Source organism: Craterilacuibacter sinensis, assembly GCF_009831765.1.
GTDB lineage: Bacteria > Pseudomonadota > Gammaproteobacteria > Burkholderiales > Chromobacteriaceae > Craterilacuibacter > Craterilacuibacter sinensis.
On the sequence record NZ_WSSB01000015.1, the window covers coordinates 1 to 20,022 of the forward strand.

General features: G+C 57.0%; 20 protein-coding genes. 6 read left to right on the forward strand and 14 right to left on the reverse strand.

Going from position 1 to position 20,022, the window contains the following annotated elements; genetic code table 11:
• The coding region (locus tag GQF02_RS15865; protein WP_220789492.1) for a hypothetical protein at positions 1-189 on the forward strand (189 nt) is incomplete at its 5' end.
• Positions 164-817, forward strand: coding sequence for a pyrimidine 5'-nucleotidase (locus GQF02_RS13865; RefSeq protein ID WP_160797952.1), 654 nt, complete (start codon positions 164-166; stop codon positions 815-817). The genes GQF02_RS15865 and GQF02_RS13865, both read left to right, overlap by 26 nt.
• Here GQF02_RS13865 and GQF02_RS13870 read toward each other — a convergent pair.
• The 6 genes from GQF02_RS13870 to GQF02_RS13895 form a co-directional block, all read right to left on the reverse strand.
• Positions 776-1,861, reverse strand: coding sequence for a VanZ family protein (locus GQF02_RS13870; protein ID WP_328698629.1), 1,086 nt, complete (start codon positions 1,859-1,861; stop codon positions 776-778). The genes GQF02_RS13865 and GQF02_RS13870 overlap by 42 nt on opposite strands.
• 125 nt (positions 1,862-1,986) lie before the next feature.
• Complete coding sequence (locus GQF02_RS13875; protein WP_160797956.1) at positions 1,987-3,051, reverse strand: ABC transporter substrate-binding protein; 1,065 nt, start codon at positions 3,049-3,051, stop codon at positions 1,987-1,989.
• A gap of 76 nt (positions 3,052-3,127) precedes the next feature.
• Positions 3,128-3,922, reverse strand: a complete 795-nt coding sequence (locus tag GQF02_RS13880) for an ABC transporter permease (RefSeq protein ID WP_328698630.1) — start codon at positions 3,920-3,922, stop codon at positions 3,128-3,130.
• Positions 3,915-4,808, reverse strand: coding sequence for an ABC transporter permease (locus GQF02_RS13885; protein WP_124735719.1), 894 nt, complete (start codon positions 4,806-4,808; stop codon positions 3,915-3,917). The genes GQF02_RS13880 and GQF02_RS13885 overlap by 8 nt, the downstream gene beginning before the upstream one ends.
• Positions 4,809-4,816: 8 nt before the next feature.
• Positions 4,817-5,902: an ABC transporter ATP-binding protein gene (locus GQF02_RS13890; protein ID WP_160797958.1), complete on the reverse strand. Its 1,086-nt coding sequence runs from the start codon at positions 5,900-5,902 to the stop codon at positions 4,817-4,819.
• Between the two features lie 366 nt (positions 5,903-6,268).
• On the reverse strand, positions 6,269-6,910 hold the full coding sequence (locus GQF02_RS13895; RefSeq protein WP_160797960.1) for an OmpW/AlkL family protein: 642 nt from the start codon (positions 6,908-6,910) through the stop codon (positions 6,269-6,271).
• Between the two features lie 167 nt (positions 6,911-7,077).
• Here GQF02_RS13895 and ubiD point away from each other — a divergent pair, with 167 nt between their 5' ends.
• Positions 7,078-8,559, forward strand: coding sequence for a 4-hydroxy-3-polyprenylbenzoate decarboxylase (gene ubiD / locus GQF02_RS13900; RefSeq protein ID WP_160797962.1), 1,482 nt, complete (start codon positions 7,078-7,080; stop codon positions 8,557-8,559).
• Positions 8,560-8,602: 43 nt separating this feature from the next.
• Here ubiD and GQF02_RS13905 read toward each other — a convergent pair whose 3' ends face one another.
• The gene (locus tag GQF02_RS13905; protein ID WP_160797964.1) at positions 8,603-10,354 is read right to left on the reverse strand and encodes a M30 family zinc metallopeptidase; all 1,752 of its coding nucleotides are present in this window, start codon (positions 10,352-10,354) and stop codon (positions 8,603-8,605) included.
• A 178-nt stretch (positions 10,355-10,532) separates the two neighbouring features.
• Between GQF02_RS13905 and GQF02_RS13910 the strand changes: the two genes are divergently transcribed.
• Entirely contained in the window at positions 10,533-10,904 is a 372-nt protein-coding gene (locus GQF02_RS13910; protein WP_124735724.1) for a YggL 50S ribosome-binding family protein, read from the forward strand.
• Positions 10,905-10,984: 80 nt separating this feature from the next.
• Here the strand turns inward: GQF02_RS13910 and GQF02_RS13915 are convergent, their stop codons facing one another.
• Together GQF02_RS13915 and aspA are read right to left on the reverse strand one after the other, a co-directional pair.
• Complete coding sequence (locus tag GQF02_RS13915) at positions 10,985-11,350, reverse strand: hypothetical protein (RefSeq protein WP_160797966.1); 366 nt, start codon at positions 11,348-11,350, stop codon at positions 10,985-10,987.
• 63 nt (positions 11,351-11,413) lie between these two features.
• Positions 11,414-12,817, reverse strand: a complete 1,404-nt coding sequence (gene aspA / locus GQF02_RS13920) for an aspartate ammonia-lyase (RefSeq protein WP_160797968.1) — start codon at positions 12,815-12,817, stop codon at positions 11,414-11,416.
• Positions 12,818-13,043: 226 nt separating this feature from the next.
• On the opposite strand from aspA, the gene GQF02_RS13925 reads away from it, so the two are divergent.
• Positions 13,044-13,625 carry a porin family protein gene (locus GQF02_RS13925; protein WP_160797970.1) on the forward strand — a complete coding sequence of 194 codons (582 nt, stop codon included), beginning with the start codon at positions 13,044-13,046 and terminating at the stop codon, positions 13,623-13,625.
• Between the two features lie 36 nt (positions 13,626-13,661).
• Here the strand turns inward: GQF02_RS13925 and GQF02_RS13930 are convergent, their stop codons facing one another.
• Complete coding sequence (locus GQF02_RS13930; protein WP_160797972.1) at positions 13,662-14,573, reverse strand: LysR substrate-binding domain-containing protein; 912 nt, start codon at positions 14,571-14,573, stop codon at positions 13,662-13,664.
• A gap of 162 nt (positions 14,574-14,735) precedes the next feature.
• On the opposite strand from GQF02_RS13930, the gene GQF02_RS13935 reads away from it, so the two are divergent.
• The gene (locus tag GQF02_RS13935) at positions 14,736-15,992 is read left to right on the forward strand and encodes a GGDEF domain-containing protein (protein WP_160797974.1); all 1,257 of its coding nucleotides are present in this window, start codon (positions 14,736-14,738) and stop codon (positions 15,990-15,992) included.
• A gap of 8 nt (positions 15,993-16,000) precedes the next feature.
• Here GQF02_RS13935 and GQF02_RS13940 read toward each other — a convergent pair whose 3' ends face one another.
• From GQF02_RS13940 to GQF02_RS13955, 4 genes are read right to left on the reverse strand one after another with little or no spacing between them, the layout of a single operon-like run.
• The gene (locus GQF02_RS13940; protein ID WP_160797976.1) at positions 16,001-16,657 is read right to left on the reverse strand and encodes a sugar transferase; all 657 of its coding nucleotides are present in this window, start codon (positions 16,655-16,657) and stop codon (positions 16,001-16,003) included.
• On the reverse strand, positions 16,654-17,817 hold the full coding sequence (locus GQF02_RS13945) for a DegT/DnrJ/EryC1/StrS family aminotransferase (protein WP_160797978.1): 1,164 nt from the start codon (positions 17,815-17,817) through the stop codon (positions 16,654-16,656). Before GQF02_RS13945 ends, GQF02_RS13940 begins: the two co-directional genes overlap by 4 nt.
• Positions 17,814-18,725 (reverse strand): FRG domain-containing protein, encoded by a 912-nt coding sequence (locus tag GQF02_RS13950; protein ID WP_160797980.1) that lies wholly within the window; start codon positions 18,723-18,725, stop codon positions 17,814-17,816. The genes GQF02_RS13945 and GQF02_RS13950 overlap by 4 nt, the downstream gene beginning before the upstream one ends.
• Complete coding sequence (locus GQF02_RS13955) at positions 18,722-19,969, reverse strand: glycosyltransferase family 4 protein (RefSeq protein ID WP_160797982.1); 1,248 nt, start codon at positions 19,967-19,969, stop codon at positions 18,722-18,724. The genes GQF02_RS13950 and GQF02_RS13955 overlap by 4 nt, the downstream gene beginning before the upstream one ends.
• Positions 19,970-20,022: the final 53 nt, after the last annotated feature.

The following is a 20,022-nucleotide window of genomic DNA, read 5'->3' on the forward strand; positions in this document are numbered from 1 at the left end:
AAATATACGCACCTTGCACAGGTGCGTCAACAGCTAAAACCGGGAAAAACGGCTAAAACCGGCCTGAAAAACATCAAGTATTTGTTTTTAAAGAAAACAAAATTCACTATCACACGCATAAACAAGCAGAGGGATAATAGAACCATCAGAACTGGAGACTATTTTGCCTGCACCCACCTGGATTTTTGACCTGGATAACACACTACACAATGCCGATTACGGCATCTTTCCGCAGATCAACCTGCTGATGACCCGCTATATCATGGAGCATCTAGCCGTGGATGAAGCGGAAGCCCACCGCTTACGCCAGCGCTACTGGCTGCAATACGGAGCCACGCTAAAAGGCCTGGTTCAACACCACGGCATCGATCCGCACCATTTCCTGCAACAGACCCACCCCTGCGAGCACTTTGCCAGCATGCTGCGGCATGAACCCTATCTTGAGTCCGTCCTAGCCAAACTACCCGGCCGCAAGATCCTGCTGTCAAACGGGCCGCAACACTATGTAGAAGACCTGCTATTACGCCTGGGCATCTCGCATCACTTTAGTGCGCACTATGGCGTGGAGCGACTGGACTTCACCCCCAAGCCCGACCCGGCGGCTTTTCGCAAGGTATTGACCAAGGAAGGCCTGAAAGCAACGCGCTGCATTATGGTGGAAGACAGCCTAGCCAATCTGAAAACGGCACGGGCGCTGGGCATGAAAACCGTCTGGCTGACTCGCGAGCCTCGCCGACCCTGCTATGTCGACGCCCGCATCACGTCACTACGCGCGCTATTGCGGCTCAAGCTTTTCCCGGCAAACCGGTTGCCATAACAAACCCAGCAACACCAGACAGGCGGCGTAAGGCCACAACTGCGCCAGAAAAGCGATCAGCGCATTCATATTGGCCAGATGGCCGTAATGCCAGCGGAACAGTGACAGCATATCGGCGTCGCTCCGCGCCAATGGCCAGAGAAAGACCATGACCTGCGTCCCCAATAATGCCAGCAGCGCCACAACCGCCTGAACCCGCTGACCAAAACGCGTCACCAGCCATACCAGCAAGAAGCCGGCAGACAAACCGGTCATCACGTACTGGTTGATCCACTCGAAAAAGGCCATGGGCTTAAGCAAGGTGCCGGCAGCCAGCACCTTGAGAAACCACGCCAGCACCAAGGCAAGCGTGATGGCACGGGCGACGTAACGGCGGGCAGCCAGAAATGTAGTAATAAACAGCAAGAAAGCGACCAGATTGAGCATGACCCCGCCGGCTTCGACCAGCAGCAGGAACAGCATCGGATTTTCCATCGGCGAAACAAAAGGCTGCGGCAAACCGATTGGCCGTACCACCACGCCAAATAGCGGCACCGATGGGTCAAGCTGGGTCACAAACCAGACCACGATCAGCACCACCGCGTAATCTGTCACATTTTCATGGCGGAAATAGCGCTGGCGCTTAAGCCATACCCGATGCCACAGACGGCGAAATAACGGACTGACCGCCAGCGTAGCACCGACGAAAGCACCAGCCATGTTGTACAGCATGTCCAGATTGGACGACACGCGCATGGGCAGGAATTGCTGGCCGAACTCCACACTGAAACTCACCAGCAATGAGAGTGCTAAAGCAAGCAGCCAGGACAGTATGCGGCTACGCGAACTAAGCGCCAGAGCAAAGCCTAGTGGCAGGTAGACGAGGAAATTAACCGCGTTGTCGAACAGGCGGAAATAATAGGGCAGCGGATAACCGAGGAATTCGAGCAGCGGACGGCCACTATAGGCCCAACCGGTAAACGGGTAGAAACTGGAAAAGACAATCACCACAAAGGTGATCAGGGCCGTGTACTGAGCCACATGGGAACGCTGGGCATTGGCCACGTCATGCAAAGCCTGATTGAGTTAATCAGGCAAGCATACCTAGGGCGGCATACTCACTTCAAGTCTGCGGCAGTAAAAAATCCTGCCGCAGACTCTCGCCATCGAATCAAATACCGATACGCCGATTATTTAAGCTTGATCTCGGCCCACAAACGGTTCAGTTCGCGACGCTGACGGCTATTGAGGTCCTGCAATTGCTGCAGACGCGGCATATCGGCCTTGGTCGGGAAAACTGCCGTCGACTTGGCAATTTCCTTGTTAACGAAAGCCATCGATGCCGCATTCGGGCTGCCGGTACCCATGCTATTGGTCAGCTCGGCACCATTCTTGCCATCCAGCATGAAGTTGATGAACTGATAGGCCAGATCCTTGCGCGGCGCATCCTTCAGTACGACGAAGTTATCGACCGACATGGTATTGCCCTCTTTCTGCAAACCAAAGCTGACTACAAACGGACGCTTGGCTTTTTTGGCATCTTCACGCGCCTGCACCATATCGTTGGAGTAACCCATCGCCACCAGCATATTGCCGACGGTCAGCTCCTTGATATAGCTCTGGTTGTTAAAGGTGGCCCAGTAAGGCTTGGCTTTCAGGATCACATCACGCGCAGCCTTCCAGTCTGCCGGATTGGTCGAGTTGGCCGGCTTGCCCAGATACATCAGCGCTGCAGCCACCAGCTCGCGCTGCGAATCAAGCACGATGACCTTGCCCTTGATCTTGGCCAGCACTGCCGGATCAAAAATCAGCGCCCAGCTATTGGCCTTATCGGCGATGCCGAGCTTTTTCAGTGCCGTCTCGTTGTACCCCAGGACGGTGGTGGTCAGCGCATACGGCAGCGAGTACTGGTTGCCCTTGTCGAAGAAGGCATTCAGATAAGCCGGATTCAGGTTTTTGGCATTGGCAATCTTGCTCTTGTCCAGCTTCTCCGCCTTGCCCTGCCCCATCAGCGCCTGCACGGCATAGCCGGTTGGCACCACAATATCGTAGCCCTTGGCACCGGCGGCCATCTTGGCCAGCATCTCTTCATTGTCGCCGTAATAATCCTGTACCAGTTTGCACTTGCACTGCGCCTCAAAACGCTTGGCGGCATCGGCGGACAGGTAATTGTTCCAGTTATACAGATGCAGGGTATCAGCAGCGAAGGCTGGAACTGAGGCCAGCAAGGCCAGCGACAACAGCAATTTTTTCATGAGATTTTCCTGCCGCAACGGCGGTAATGGAAGAAAGGAATAGATGGCCGGCAAACATGCACCGGCCTCTGATTACTCAGTTATCTGCGCGCAAAGAATTGGGCGAGACGCGCGAGGCGATCACGATCAGAACCAGCGTCAGCAGCATCAGCAAGGACGACACCGCATTGACTTCCGGCGTCACCGCAATCTTGATCATCGAATAAATCTCCAGCGGCAAGGTCGAAGCGCCGGCCCCGGCGGTAAAGAAGGTGATCACAAAGTCATCAATGGACAGCGTGAACGCCATCAGGGCGCCGGCGATAATGCCCGGACGGATCACCGGCAGCGTAACCAGGCGGAAGGCCTGAAATGGCGTCGCGCCCAGATCACGCGCCGCCTCGACCAGCGAGTCATCCATACCCTGCATGCGCGCCTTGACCACGATGGCGACAAAACCGATACAGAACGCCACATGCGACAACAAGATGGTAAACAGACCCAACTCGAGTATGCCCAGCACCTGATTCACCATCACGAAGAAGATCACCAGACTGACACCGGTCAGCAGTTCGGGAATCGCGATTGGCGTCAGCACCAGAAACGGCAGGATGCGCAGCTTGTACTTGTGCATTGCCACCCCGGCCAGCGTCCCGAAAAAGGTAGACAGCAAGCTGGCCGCAACCGCAATCATCAGCGAGTGACCGGCAGCAGTCAGCATCTTGTCATTGTGAAACAGTTGGTCATACCACTTGAAGGTAAAGCCCACCCATTCCGCGTTCAGCTTGGAATCATTGAACGAGAACACCACCACGATCACCAGCGGCAGGTAAAGAAACAGGTAAGTCGAGATGGCCGATACCCACAGCCAGACGGATTGCTTCTTAGCCACGCTTCACCCCTCCCCTTGCCACCAGCGAGCCCAAGGCCGCAATGCCCAAGACGCCTGCCGTCAACATGATCGACAGCACCGCACCAAACGGCCAGTCGCGCGTATCCAGAATCTGCTGCTTGATCAGGTTGCCAATCATGATCGAATCGGTACCGCCCAGAATGTCCGGAATCGCGAACATGCCCAGTGCCGGAATAAACACCAGCGCAGAGCCGGCAAAGATGCCGGGCAGGGACAACGGCCAGGTAATCTTCCAGAAGCGCTGCCAGGCATTGGCACCCAGATCCTGCGCCGCCGCCAGCAGCGACATATCATGTTTTTCCAGATTGGCGTACAACGGCAACACCATAAACGGCAGATGCACATAGACCATGCCGACAATCACGGCGAACGGGGTAAACAGCAACTGCAAAGGCTCGAAGCCCATACCCGTCCACACCCAGTTGACCGCCTTGGTAAATGCCGACTGCGGCCCGAGGATAATCATCCAGGCGTAGATACGGATCAGGAAGTTGGACCAGAACGGCAGGATCACCAGCAGCAGCATCAGGTCGCGGTGCTTTTTCTGCGAGCGTGCAATCAACCACGCCAACGGGTACGCCATCAGGATGCACACCAGCGTCGTCAGCCCGGCATAGCCTGCCGACTTGAGAAACAGCTCGAGGTAGATCGGCTCTTCCACGATGCGCTGGAAATTCTCCAGCGTCAGATCCCATACCACGCGGCCTTCTTCGATGTAATACATCGGCGCCAGCCCGCCGTAGTCGCCCGGAAAACGGAAGGCCGCGACAAACATGATGCAGGTCGGAATCAGGAAAAACAGCACCAGATAGACGAGCGGCGGCCAGGACAGCAAATACTTGCCCAATCGGTTTTGCAGCTTCATCGCCGGCCTCACTCGAACAGGAAGCGCCCGGCGTCAAAGCGCCAGGCGACTTCCACTTCGTCGTTATCGTCAAAGAACTTGGCCACGCCAGGGATATTGTTCGGCAGCATGGTCTCGATCAGCACGCCATCGGCGACCTCGACGATGTAGATGGTCACATCGCCCAGATACAGGCAGTCATGAATACGCCCTTTGAAATAAGCCTCGTCCGGCAGATCCGGCAGCTCTTTGTCCAGCTTGATCTTTTCCGGGCGCAGTGCCAGCCATCCGGGCTTGCCGACGGCGGCACCGGCAACAGCCAGCGTTTTGACCTCGCCACAGCCCTTGATATCCACCGTCATGGTGTCGCCATCGACCGCCTTGACCGTGCCTTCCAGCACATTGCACTGGCCGATGAAGTCGGCGACAAAACGGTTTTTCGGGTTACCGTAGATATTCTCCGGAATATCCAGCTGCTCGACCTGACCGTTGCTCATCACCGCGATGCGGTGCGACAGCGCCAGCGCCTCGCCCTGGTCGTGGGTGACATAGACAAAGGTGATGCCGACTTCTTTTTGCAAATTGATCAGCTCAAGCTGCATCTCTTCACGCAGCTTGGCATCCAGCGCAGACAGCGGCTCGTCCAGCAGCAACAGGCGCGGACGGTCGACCAGCGCGCGCGCAATCGCCACACGCTGGCGCTGGCCACCCGACATCTCATGCGGATAGCGCTTGCCGAACCGGGTCAGACGTACGTCCTCCAGCAGCTCGTCCACTTGCGCATCGATCTTGTCTTTAGCCCAGCCGGCCATTTTGAGCGGGAAAGCCACGTTCTCGCGCACCGTCATATGCGGGAATAAGGCGTAGTTCTGGAATACCGTATGCACCGGACGTTTTTCCGGCGGCACCTGCGACATATCCTTGCCATCGAGCAGAATCTGGCCCGAATCGGGCTGCTCGAAACCGGCCAACATGCGCAGCAAGGTTGTCTTGCCGCAACCGGAAGGACCCAGCAAGGTAAAGAACTCACCTGCCTCAACGGACAGGCTGACGTTGTTCACAGCGGTGAAGTCATCGAACTGCTTTACAACGTTGCGGATTTCAAGGAGAGCCATGGATCTTCCCCGCCCATAAAAAAGGGCGCAATTGTAGCAAAAATCCCCCCCGGGGGAACCCCAAATTGCCCTGAAAATTCAAGACCTCAGCGCATTTTCCTGATCAGGAACAAAAGCTGCCGGTCAAAGCCGGCCAAGTGGCTATTTTTGCTGAAAAAAATCGCACGTCCGCTAAATCAGCTTGATGCAAAAAATATCCGCGTCTTTGATCCATCACCCGTGTTCGCCACGACAAAAACCGCCTGCGTGCTGCTTTCATATAGCCCACCACACCCAACTCCACCCAGCCCTTGAGGCGAATCCGAACCGGCAAAAATGCAAAAAGGCACCCTAAAGGGTGCCTTGCAATACCACCAACAAGCAGAATTAGAACTTGGTACCGATACCTACACCGAACACCCATGGGTTGATCTTGAGGGTACCCAGGTTCAGATCACCGGCTGCATCAGCAGAAACATCCGTCTTAATCCAGATCTTCTTCACATCGAAGTTAACGAAATAGTTTTTGTCGATCGCGTAATCAGCGCCCAGTTGCAGCGCGCCACCCCAGCTATTCTTATCCACACTCAGATCAGACTGAACACCAAGTGCTTTAGCATTCAGCGTTGCATTGTAGAAGCGAGTGTAGTTGATACCGGCACCAACGTATGGACGGAAAGCAGCTTCAGGTGCGAAGTGGTACTGCACGGTAACAGTTGGAGGCAAAACACCAACCTTACCCAAAGACTTACCATTAGCCGTCACTTCATGACGTGCAGTGCCCAGAATCAGCTCAACACCGACATTGTTGGTCACCATGTAAGTGAAGTCCAACTCAGGCGCCCACTGATCCTTGACATTGGTATTCAGCTGACTCAAGCCCAGCTTTGCACCTGCAGCTGCACCATTAGTAGTAGAAACGTCTGGATTAATATTGATTACGCGAAAACGCGCCAGAATATCGCCTTGTGCGGCGAAAGCAGGGGCGGCCATGGCGGCGATCAGAGCGGCAAGTGCGAGCTTTTTCATCATTCTTCTCCTGTTACGAGTTTGCTTGTTTGAACTTAAAATTCGTGGGCGGCACCGGCTTGTGTCAGACTTTGTCTTTGCCATGCTGCAGTGCGTGCCTGTCAAGCAGGAAAATATCAAAGCCCAAGCAGTGAAACCTTGCGCCAGATCATGAAAAGAACATAAATATGAAAAAGCCATATCGAGATTTAAGGGAATTCATCGCGCAACTCGAGGCAGACGGCCAGCTCAAGCGCATCACCCGTCCGGTTTCGCCTTATCTGGAAATGACCGAGATTGCCGACCGCGTACTCAAGGCCGGCGGCCCTGCCCTGTTATTCGAAGCACCGACGCAGGATGGCAAGCGCTACGACTATCCGGTACTGGCCAACCTGTTCGGCACGCCCGAACGCGTGGCGCAAGGCATGGGGGCCGACGGCATCGCGGCCTTGCGCGAAATCGGCCAGACACTGGCCTACCTAAAAGAGCCGGAGCCGCCCAAGGGGCTACGCGACGCATGGGACAAGCTGCCGCTACTCAAGCAGGTGCTGTCCATGGCTCCGAAGCTAGTCAGCAAGGCCCCATGCCAGGAAATCGTATGGGAAGGCGAAGAAGTGGATCTGGCGCGCCTGCCTATCCAGCACTGCTGGCCGGGCGATGTCGCGCCCCTGATTACCTGGGGGCTGACCGTCACCCGTGGCCCGAACAAGAAGCGACAGAACCTCGGCATCTATCGCCAGCAGGTCATCGGCAAAAACCGCGTCATTATGCGCTGGCTGGCACACCGAGGCGGTGCGCTCGACTATCGCGAATTCTGCCAACAAAATCCGGGCCAACCCTATCCGGTGGCAGTGGTACTGGGCTGCGACCCGGCAACCATACTCGGCGCGGTGACACCGGTGCCGGACACCCTGTCCGAATACCAGTTCGCCGGACTGCTACGCGGCAGCCGCACCGAACTGGTTAGATGCATGGGTTCCGACCTGCAAGTCCCGGCACGTGCCGAAATTATTCTGGAAGGCCATATCCATCCCGACGACACCGCGCTGGAAGGCCCGTATGGCGACCATACCGGCTATTACAACGAGCAGGACCGTTTCCCGGTGCTGACCATAGACCGCATCACCATGCGCGAGAATCCGGTCTACCACAGCACCTATACCGGCAAGCCACCGGATGAACCGGCCATTCTCGGCGTGGCGCTGAACGAAGTGTTCGTCCCCATCCTGCAAAAGCAGTTTCCGGAAATCACCGATTTCTACCTGCCGCCCGAAGGCTGCAGCTACCGCATGGCGGTGGTCAGCATCAAGAAGCAATACCCCGGCCACGCCAAGCGCGTGATGATGGGGGTGTGGTCATTTCTGCGGCAGTTCATGTACACCAAATTCATCGTGGTGGTGGACGACGACGTAAACACCCGTGACTGGAAAGAAGTGATCTGGGCCATCACCACGCGCATGGACCCGGTACGCGACACGGTCCTGATCGAGAACACCCCGATCGACTATCTGGACTTCGCCAGCCCGGTGTCGGGCTTAGGCGGCAAGATGGGGCTGGACGCGACCAATAAATGGCCGGGCGAAACCACACGCGAATGGGGTACGCCCATCGTGATGGACGATGCCATCAAGGCGCGGGTGGATGCAATGTGGAGTGAATTGGGACTCTAAATGGCAAGCAGGCCGGCCTCATCTGCCGGCCAGCTTTTTTCAATTAATAAATCACAACATGCAGCTTGCTGCCCGGCGCGACCTTCACCTTGCCACTCCCTCCCACCATGGCATTCACGTTCAAGGCGTAACGTGGCGCGACACCAGCAGCCAGCGGATTGGTGAACTCTCCAGTTTGAAAATTGAAATAACGCCCCGGGCTGACCGCGCCCAGCACTAGCTGCGTACCATCAACCATTTGCCAGCTTTTAGTCGGGAACCCCAGCCGCTTACCCGCATCGGCTTTTTCCATACGCGTAGAAATGCCCCAACTCCTGACCACATCCAGATAGCGAGTACCTGGCGCGACGCTTGCCAGACCCTTTTCGATGGCGCCAATACCGTTTTCTGGGCTTTGAATCCAGTCTTTCAAGATGCCCGGACCATAGTTGTGCAACATATACATGGCAAGGCTCAATGCCTGTGAATAGTGCCCCTCTGCCGTACAAGCATCACCCGGCTCACCCCAACGATCCATCTGGCAGCCCGAGTAGCCCAAGGACTGCTGAAATTCACCTTCGAAACCACCACCAGCAGTAGCGGCACGCAAATGGGGATCTTTCGCTACATCGGGGAACATCTGCCGGCCAATCACATAGGCCAATGCCTGTGCTGCCGTCTCGTTCTGGAAAGTATCCCCAGCAGATTGGGGATTCCCATGACGCACCTGCTTCTGATAAAACTGGATCATGTGCTGGAATTCATGCGCCAGCGTCGTCATGCCGATTGCAGGGTATAAACCATCTGGACGCCAGATACCATACTGCTGATTATTCGTATCGGTATAGATATTGAGCTTGCCAAAGGTCGCTGCATCCATATAGAAAACCAGCGCCTCATTACTGTACGACTTGACCCCACTACGAAAATTGTTGGCAGACCAGAAATAGCCTATGGTACCAAGCTCTTTTCCGTCGGGCGTGATATCCAGCAGTACGATATGAATATCCTTCGTCCCTACATCCAGAAGCCAAGGCTGTAAAGATGATGGCACACTCCCCCATGGCGCCCCAACTAACTCAGTTGCTGCTGCGTAAACCTTGGTGGCAAACATATCAGCCATAGCCTGAGCTTGCGATGGTGCAATTTTCATATCCCGCTGGGCAATTTCATCACCCGGAACCGATTGCCCCCAGTCAAAATTCGTCTCCTGCCGGCTTTTATTCTCAACCCAAACCTTTACCTGCCCACCTCCAGGCAAAGCGGCAGATCCACCCAAGAAAGTCTGCGCTTGAACCAGATTGTCATTAATGATTGAGTTCCACACTCCAGTCGCCGCAGCGCCGCCGGAAAGAGATAAACCACGCGGAGCCGGGCTATTCATTTGCGAATGCAACAGACCGGCCGCTTCGGCATTGTCTTTTTCTACCAGACTCGGCATGCGGTTGCTCATCAGGGTATTGCGGTTAAGCACCAAGCCCCCGCTTCCCGACTGACTGGCTGACGTATTAGGCGTCCCATCATTCGACATCAACACCGTACTGACCTGATGGATTCCATTACCCGTCAACACCAGATCCTTGGCAACCAAACTATTATTTTCAAATGTCAGCACCGTACTGCCATCTTTAGCCAGATTGCTATCGACCTTCACTCCGGGCGCGCACTCGCTTCCTTCGGCCATATCGAGACAGCGCCCCACACTCACCGGCACTTCATCAAAAGAACCGGACAGCGTGGTTGGGCCACCACTGCCGCCCCCGCCGCAGGCCGTCATCAATAGCGAGGTCAATACCACCAGACTTGTATGTTTCATCACAAACCTCTCGATGCGCTCACCAAGCAGCACCTCTGGAAAATGGATAATATTTTCATGGCATTATCCTTTATTCATAAATAGAGGCAAGCAAACTCAAGCAGGCACGCGGCTACTTGTGGCGTAAAGGGATACACTGCATCATCACGCCTTTGTAAACATCACCAAGGAACACTTTATGCTGCACAACCCGAACTCCAATGCCCGCCTGAAACGCCTGAAGCCACGCCAGCGCAAGAAACTGCGCGTCGGCGAGTTCACCGAACTGGGCTTTTCGCTGATCGTGACCCTGAAAAAAGATACCGACCTGGGCGCGCAGGATGCGCTGCTGGACGCATGGCTGGAAGCGGTGGACGCACAGGGCGTCAGCTTTGGCGGCCATTTTGCCGGCTCGGAAACCTTGCAGTTTGAGGGTATCGTGTTCCCGGTTGGCCGTGGCAGCGTCAGCGCTGAAACCCGCACCGCACTGGTGGCCTGGCTGTCGGCCCGCGCCGAAGTCGAGTCGGTGGATGCCGACGAGTTGGCTGACCTGTGGAATATCGAGTGGTAAGCAAGACAGACTGACTGACGGGGCCTGCCCCGCTCAAGGCTAAGGGCCCGGTTTCTTCCGGGCCCTTGTTTTATCCGGCGTCAGCTTAGGCCACGGATTTGTGCACGCATGGCGACGACCATCGCCGCTTGCCAGCGCCCGTATAAGCACGCCAGCGTCTGCTGCATCTCGCGTTCCCAGCGCTCGTCGCCATTTCCTGATACGGCCAGCAATTGTCTGGCCAGTTCGCCATGCAGCCCGACGCCATCGTGCAGCACGAACAAGCAATCGGCACACTGGCGCGCCAGCAGGCGATGCGACTTGTCGGCCACCGGTGCAGGACTCGCCAGGGTACGGGCCGTAAACAAGGATTGGGAACGCCAGAACACCTGATACAGGTGCAACAGGCTCAGGGAAAAATGCAGCACAGCGGGTTGCATGCGCAAGGCGATCAGTGGCTCAGACATAAAAAAGCTCCATGGTGCAATGCACAATGGAGCTTATAGCCAACAAATATTACAAATGCAAGATCAGAGGCTAACCCAGCGCGGACGGGTCAGCTCTGCCGGCTGCAATACTTCATCCAGTTGCTCGCGGGTCATCAGACCGCGCGCCAGCACGATGTCCGATACGCTGCCACCGCTATGGAAGGCTTCACCCGCTACTTCGGTGGCTGCGGCATAGCCGATGATAGGGAACAGCGCCGTCACCAGACCGATGGAGTTTTCCACCTGCTGCTTGAGGAAGTCGCGGTTGGCGGTGATGTCCTTGACGCAGTTTTCTCCCAGCGTGTCGCAAGCCGCGATCAGGTGCGACACGCTGCGGAACAGGCTGTAGGCAATCACCGGTTCGAAGGCGTTGAGCTGCAACTGACCGCCTTCGGCCGCCATGGTCACGGTCATATCATTACCGATCACCTCGAACGCGACCTGGTTGACCACCTCCGGAATCACCGGATTGACCTTGCCCGGCATAATGGACGAGCCGGCCTGACGGGCGGGCAGATTGATGTCGCCAAAACCGGCACGCGGGCCGGACGACAGCAGGCGCAAGTCATTGCAAATTTTGGACAGTTTGACCGCGATGCGCTTGAGTACGCCAGACACCTGCACAAAGGCACCGCAGTCCTGCGTCGCTTCGATCAGGTTGGGCGCGGTCACGAGCGCAAAGCCGGAGAGCTTGGCCAGATGTTTGCACACCAGCGGCGCGTAATCAGGATGGGCGCAAATGCCGGTGCCGATGGCAGTGGCACCCATATTGATTTCCAGCATCAGTTGCGAGGCTTCCAGCAGGCGCTGCTGGTCTTCTCCCAACATCACCGCGTAGGTCTGGAACTCCTGCCCCAGCGTCATCGGCACCGCATCCTGCAACTGGGTACGCCCCATTTTCAGCACATCATTGAATTCTTCGGCCTTGGCGGCAAAGTGCAGCTTGAGACGTTCCAGCGCCGCACCCAGTTGCAGCAAGCCCATATAGGTCGCCAGACGCAACGAGGTCGGATAGGCATCGTTGGTGCTCTGGCACATATTCACGTGCTCGTTCGGATGCAGATACTGGTATTCGCCCTTTTGCTTGCCCATCAGTTCGAGGGCGCGGTTGGCAATCACCTCGTTGGCATTCATATTGGTCGAAGTACCGGCGCCCCCCTGGATGGAGTCGACCACAAATTCCTGATGCAATTTGCCGGCGCGGATTTCCTCGCATGCCCCAACTATCGCCTGCGCCTTGACATCATCCAGCAAACCGATCTCGTGGTTGGCCTGTGCCGCAGCCTGCTTGATCAGCGCCAGCGACAGAATCAGCTCGCGATAATGCGAAATGGGCACACCGGTAATCGGAAAGTTTTCTACCGCGCGCAAGGTATGCACGCCCCAGTAAGCCTGAGCGGGAATATCACGGTTGCCGATCAGATCATGTTCGATGCGGGTAGTCATGCGAGGTCTCATTCTTGGGGTGAGCCGCGAGCGGCTGGAATGAGAAAGACTCTAGACCTGATAAGTGCGACTGACCAATTCCGAATATCGCTGGCATCATGCAAAATTTGCATCAAATGGGCCGGGCAGCAAGATAGGCAACAATAAATTCAATTGACATTGAATTTATTGCCCGTTCAAATGCATTTGAATAATATGGTGTTTTATTTAGCGACGAGTCGTCACCATGAAGCCGAATGCCCTGCTGCTATCCCTGACCCTGATCGCCGGCGTTGCCAGCGCCGCCCCACAACTGGCTGACGAGTATATCGGCTTTGCTGGTGCTATCGCACAGCATAAGGTCGATTATTCGGTACTGGGTGGAAACGGTAGCAACCAGGAAAATACCCGCGCCGGTTATGTACTTAATGCAGGCTATTACTTCATGCCGCAGCTGTCGGTCGAGCTGGCGTTTGCCGATCTGGGCGAGAGCAAGCGCAACTATGGTGCAAGCAAACTAAGTACCAATTTTCGCTCGATTTCTTTCAGCGCCCTAGGTCACTTGCCCATCAACGAGCAAATCGGTGTGTATGGCCGTTTGGGAGCAGGCCAGGTACGTGCACGAGGCACCTTCGAGGGTGAGAGCTTCACCGACCATAGCTACCAGCCTATAGTTGGAGTAGGCATGGAGGGCACGCTTAGCAGCGAATGGCGTCTGTTTGCCGAGCTGACCCACTACGGCAAAGTGTCTATCGAGAATGATTTCGGCAGTGAGGTTGCCAGCGTCAAAGCCATGGCCTTGCAGGCCGGTGCCAGCTACCACTTCTAAGCGAGAACACCCAACGGGAAGCCATGCTTCCCGTTTTTACACACGGGCGTAACACCCGGACAAATAGCGCCATAGCGCATCCAGCGCCGGGCGCTGCCGCCGTATATCGCGATAAAGCCGCACTTCCATATCAATCTGCCAGCCCTCACCGGCAGCCAGCGCCAGTTCGCCACGTCTGATCTCGTCCTGCACCGCACTATCCGGCAAGAAGGCAACGCCATGCCCCTGCAACACCATATGCTTCAACCCTTCGGCCATATCGGTCTCGTAGCGCAAGCTCAAATGCGCAGGCTCAGGCGCCTGCCCCAGCAAGAGCTCACTCATGCGATGAAAATAGGCACCGGGCGAATAGCCTAAAAACGACAATGGTTGCTCCGCCGTCCCCGGCAAGCGTAAGCAAGGCTGGCCATCGCCATCTGCGTGGGCATAAGGGCGCAGATGCTCCAGCCCCAGCTTCAGCCCGCTATAGTGGGCATCGCTCAGGCTGACCGGCTGGCGTGCATGGTGATAGCACATCAACAGATCGCTGCCGCCTTCGACAAAAGCCAGCAAGGCATCGTGCACATTGCTGGCCTGCAAGCGGCACGACAGCGCACCAAAATCCTCAACTACGCCGGACAGCCAATGGGGAAAGAAGGAAAACGACAAGGTGTGCGGCACGGAAAACTCCAGCGTATCCGCCGGCATCGCCCGCATACCCGCCAGGCGCGAGCGCGCTGCGCGCATCTGTCCCAACACCGCCGCTGCCTCCTGGCGAAAAGCCAGACCTGCCGCCGTCAGTTGCGTCGGGTAGCAGGTGCGGTCTATCAGCTCGGTACCGGCCCAGCCCTCCAGCGACTTGATACGGCGTGAAAATGCCGGCTGCGTCAAATGACGGATCTCGGCCGAGCGGGTAAAGCTGCCGGTCTCGGCCAGCACCAGAAAATCCTCCAGCCAGCGTGTTTCCATGGCCAGGCTCCCTATGAAATACAAATAACACCCAAAGAAAGCAACAAGGCATTAAGACATGTTAATATCATGCAAAATATTGATTGCAATACAAAACGGCAATACACCGATCTCGAGGTGCGGTCCTAAGCACGCGCCTCTGCCTTAATTTTTGGCGCTCACATGTACAAAATTTCGCATTTTCTCTGGTTACGCTTGTCCGGCTTGCTGCCAGGCGAGCTGATGCCCGACCAGAGCAGCTGGTTATTCAGCCCACACCAGCATATGCCGCTTATGGCGCATCGCCGCGCATGCATGATCATCAATCGGGTGCGGCTGTTTGCCTTTCTGTTTGCCGTGCTCACCCCGCTGTGGATAGTAGTGGATATCCTCACCCTGCCCGATACACTATGGCCACAGCTTATGGCGCTACGCCTGCTGGCTAGCGCCGCCTTTACCGGCCTGGTCTGCTACAAGCGGCAAGCCGGCATGCTCAACGCCTACCGGGCAATGGCGACGCTATTTGCCATCCCCACTGTGTTCTATGTGATATCCCATCTATTACTGACCCGCTATTCGCTACAGGGCCTTTCCGCCGCCATCAGTGCCGGCTATGCCTTTCTGCCATTTGTCCTGCTGGCCGGCTTCGCCATTTTTCCGCTGACCCTGCTCGAGAGCGCGGCCTTTGCCACCCCGGTGCTGGTGGCCTACGGCCTGGCGGGACTGGAACACTGGGTCAGCGGCAGTTGGCCGGCCTTTAGCGCCGAATATTGGCTGCTTATCCTGATTACCGGCGTCTCGACCTTGGCTAGCATCAGCCAGCTGGTGCTGATGATGGCCCTGGTCGGCCAGGCAATACGCGACCCGCTGACCGGCTGCTATTCACGGCGTAGCGGCGAAGAAATCCTCGCCTTGCAGTTTGAGCAATCGGTCCGCACCGGCACCCCCTTATCGCTCGCCTTTATTGATCTGGACCATTTCAAGCAAATCAATGACCGCTACGGCCATGAAGCTGGCGATCAGGTACTTAAATCGCTGGTCAAAGCCATATCGGCCAGACTGCGCCGCGGCGACATCCTGACGCGCTGGGGAGGGGAGGAGTTCCTATTGATCCTGCCCAATACCGATTGCCAGCAAAGCCTTCAGGCCTTGGCCCGCCTATACCAGCAAGGGCTGGGCACGCGGCCGGACGGTAATCCGCAAACGGCCAGCACCGGTACCGCCGAGCGCATCAATGATGACTGCAATAACTGGCAAGATCTCGTCGCCCGCGCAGACAGTCGCATGTATCAGGCCAAATCAAGCGGCAGGGACACCATCAACTGCCACGCCTCCGCCCATGCACGGCCAGCCTGCGCAATATGCTGCAATTACAATCAAAGCATCTGCAGCACAGAAAAAGCCCCCGAACAGCGCGCCGAGTCCGTGGCGCTTGGATGAGCGTAGTCTTAGCGCGTGATGATTTTCAGCAACGTGGCCATGATGATCTGCAAATCCTCAAGCAGGCTATGGCTTTGTGCATAACGCACGCAGTAATCCAGCTTCTGCGGCAGTATCTCCTCGATATACGCCCGCTCCGGGTTGTCTGCCCCGCCCAGGATTTCGTTCTCGTCAATCATGCGGATCGACGCCCAGTCGGTAATACCGGGGCGCACCGATAACACCAGCGCCTTCACCTCGTCCGGATAATGCGCGACATATTTGGGCACCTCGGGGCGCGGGCCGACTACGCTCATGTCCCCCAGCAAGACATCGATCAGCTGCGGCAATTCATCCAGCTTGGTCTTGCGTAGCAGACGCCCGGCACCGGTCACGCGCGCGTCAGCCCCCACCGTCAGCTGGCCGCGGCCTTCGGCCCCAACCTGCATGGTGCGAAACTTGTGGATGCGGAACAACACCCCGCCGCGCCCGACCCGCAGCTGGCGGAAAAACACCGGCCCGGGCGAATCGGCCTTGACCCACAACGCCACCGCGATCAACAAGGGCGCAAGCAATAGCAGCCCCAGCGACGACGCCACGATATCAAAGACGCGCTTGAGCGCGCGCGAACCATGACCGGCCGGCGCGCAGCAAGGCAAAACAGGACGGGAATCCGGCAAACTCATGCGCCCAATACCTCGCGCACCGCGGCAATCACCCGCGCCTGATCTTCGGCGCTCATACGCGTATACAGCGGCAAGGTCACTTCGGCTTCAAACGCCGCCTGCGCCGCCGGATAGTCGGCTTGCGTCAGGCCGTAGCCGTCGCGCCACACCGGATGCAGGTGCAGCGGGATAAAGTGCACCGAGCAGCCGATGCCGCGCTCGGCCATCTGCACGATGAATTCGTCGCGCTTGATGCCGGCTTCGGGCTTGAGGCGCACCGGATACAGATGCCAGGCATGGCTGCTGGCTGCATGCGCCGGGCGCGCGGGCAGGATCAGCGGCAGATCGCACAACTCGGCATCGAAACGTGTCGCCATCTCCTCGCGCTGGGCGTGGAAGCGACGGATTTTTTTCAGCTGATGGATACCGAGCGCGGCGGCGATGTCCGGCATGTTGTACTTGAAGCCGGGCGCGATCACTTCGTAGTACCACGCCGGCGTCTTCGACTGGTAGCGGTCGAAGGCGTCGCGGCTGATGCCGTGCAGGCGCATCACCTTGCAGCGAGCGATCAGGTCCTTGTCTTTCGACACCACCATGCCGCCCTCGCCGGTGGTCATGGTCTTGTTGGCGTAGAAGCTGAATACGGTCACGTCCGAATCCAGCGCGCCAACCAGCTTGCCCTGATACAGCGTCGGCAATGCATGCGCAGCGTCTTCCACCACCTTGATGCCGTGTTCGTGCGCCACTGCAATAATGTTGTCCATATCGCAGGCAAGACCCGCAAAGTGCACCGGCATCACCGCCTTGGTCTTAGGCGTAATCGCAGCACGGAAACCCTCGGCCGTCATGTTCAGCGTCACCGGATCGACATCGATAAATACCGGGTCGGCCCCCAGGTAGCGCACCACCTCGGCAGTGGCGGTAAAGGTGTAGGTCGGCACGATCACCTCGTCGCCCGGACCAACGCCAATCGCCTCCAGCGCCAGATGCAGGCCGGCGGTGGCGGAGTTGACCGCAATCGCCTCCACCCCGTCGCCGATAAATTCGGCAAAATCGGCTTCGAACTGGCGCGTCTTGGGCCCGGTCGTCACCCAGCCGGAACGCAATGCGTCGACGACTTCGGCAATCTCTTCCTCCCCGATATCGGGCAGGGCAAACGGCAGGAATTTTTGTTCGCTCATATCAATCTTCCACTGCTAATACTTGCAAGTCTGAATTCGAGTGCGCTTCTTGCCGCACCATCGTATCCGGGGAAAAGGGTTGCCGCTGACACACCAAACCGGTCGCATCGCAACAGTAGCTCTCCTGCCAATTCAATCGGCAATGTAACTTTAGAGAGTACTTCGTTTAGTCCAGCAGCAACGACCAAAGAATCAATTGAATCCTGGCTGTATTCATCATGGCTAGGAGCAGGAGTGTCCCGCCCCTGCCCGTACTGAGATCTGACAACCACAAAGCATCCCTGCTGTGCAGCCATATTCACACTCACGGCGCCTGGCAAACGAACTTGTTCCACCTGAGGAAGCTGATATAGCTGCTCCGCTCGCAAAGCCCACACCGCCAGTCTTTGTACACCCTGTTCGTTGGACTTCAACGCCGACTCAGCGGCGAAATAGGCTGCAACATAGGAACGATATGTCCAGTCGAGCAGTCTGGTTGGAATTGCATGGTGCTGAGCCAAGGCGAGTAGAGGGACAAACTCAATATCAGGCCAAGCACGAGCATCGAGATGATAGCGATCTGCTAGGACAGAAAAGTCCAGTTCCTTCCTAAAGGCAATAGAGTCACCACTAATCGGCAAGCCGCTAACATCACATGCAAAAACAAAAGACCGCAGAAGCCCCAACTCGTATGCGATAACACTGTCTGAAGCGGAATTTTTCGCAAGATACCCGCGGTAGCGCTCCAAATTGTCCTTTCTCAGTGCACTCGGCAACAAAGACCAACTTGCATTACGTTGCCCGCGGAAAATATAGCCGCGAGAAAGACTACCGATAGGGGACAGGACATCCCAAAACTCATCCAGTGAATCGCAATGGATTTCCTCAATTGGATAGCCTGCCTGCCCTTGCTTCATTTCCGCACTCACAATCCACTTCTCGCTTGCACAGTGCACGCCTGTAAAAACCGCCGCGCCAACACCTTGTAATCATGGTTGGCCAATACATACTGCCGCCCCGCCGCGCCCATGCGTCCGCGCGCGTTCGGCGTCGCGGCCATCATGGCTCGTACCGCGCCGGCAATCGCGTCGGCGTCTTCACTCGTCACACTGATGCCGCAACCGGCGGATGCGACGATGTCGTTGCCGGCGTCGACCGAGTGGATCACCGGCTTGCCGGCCATCATGTAGTCGAACAGCTTGTTCGGGTTGATGCCGAAGCGGTAGATCGGCAGTTTGCGCCAGCCGATATAGAGCGCGTCCATTTCGGCGAGGAAGGCCGGTACCGCGCGCTTGGCGATAGCCGGCAGGAACACGACATTATCCAACTCCAGCGCTTTAGCCTCGGCCTGCAGCGCCGCCTTGTCCGGGCCGTCACCAACCAGCACAAAAGTCACTGGCGCGTCTTTCAGCCGGCTCGCCGCCTGCAGCAAAAAGTCGAGCGCGTTGGCCAGACCATGGCCGCCAGCGTAGCCAAGCAGAAAACGCTTGTCGGCCTTGAGCCGGGCGATGGCCGCCTGATGCTCTGCCGGCAACGCCTCGGTCTCGCCCTGCCATTCGGCCACGTCTACGCCATTGGGCACCACCGCGTACTTGGCCGGATCCATGCCGTGCGCCACCATATAGTCGTGCGCACATGGCAACATCGACACCACGGTGTCGGCCTTTTTGTAGCCGAAGTCTTCGGCCCACTGCAACAGGCGGATAAACGGGTGTTTGGGGCTCATGCCGCCGACTTCCACCGGCGTCAGCGGCCACAAATCGTGCACCTCGTACGCCAGGCGCGCGCCGGTCTTGCCGGCGATAAAGGCTGCGGGAATGGTATCCAGCGGGTAGGTGCTGGAGGCGATCACCAAGTCCGGCTTCCAGTCGCGGATAAAACGTCCGGACAGGCCCATCAGCCGACGCAGGAAGGCAAAAATATTCACCACCCGCTTCGCGCCGTTGCCGTCGTAATGCGGCGTGCGGCACCAGGTATAGCGGATGCCGTCTATGCTCTGGTCGGCGTAGGCCTTGGAGATTTCGGGGTTGTGCTGGCGCAGGTGCGAGTAGTCCGCCGCCACGATGTTCACTTCATGCCCGGCCTTGACCCATTCGCGCGCCAGGTAATAGGGGCGGAATTCCATGCCGTGCATGGGCGAGCCGGCGTAGTGGTTGATATACAGGATTTTCATCTGGAGCTTATCGTCGTTTACGGTGAATGGGGCATGCTGGCAGATGATGTCCG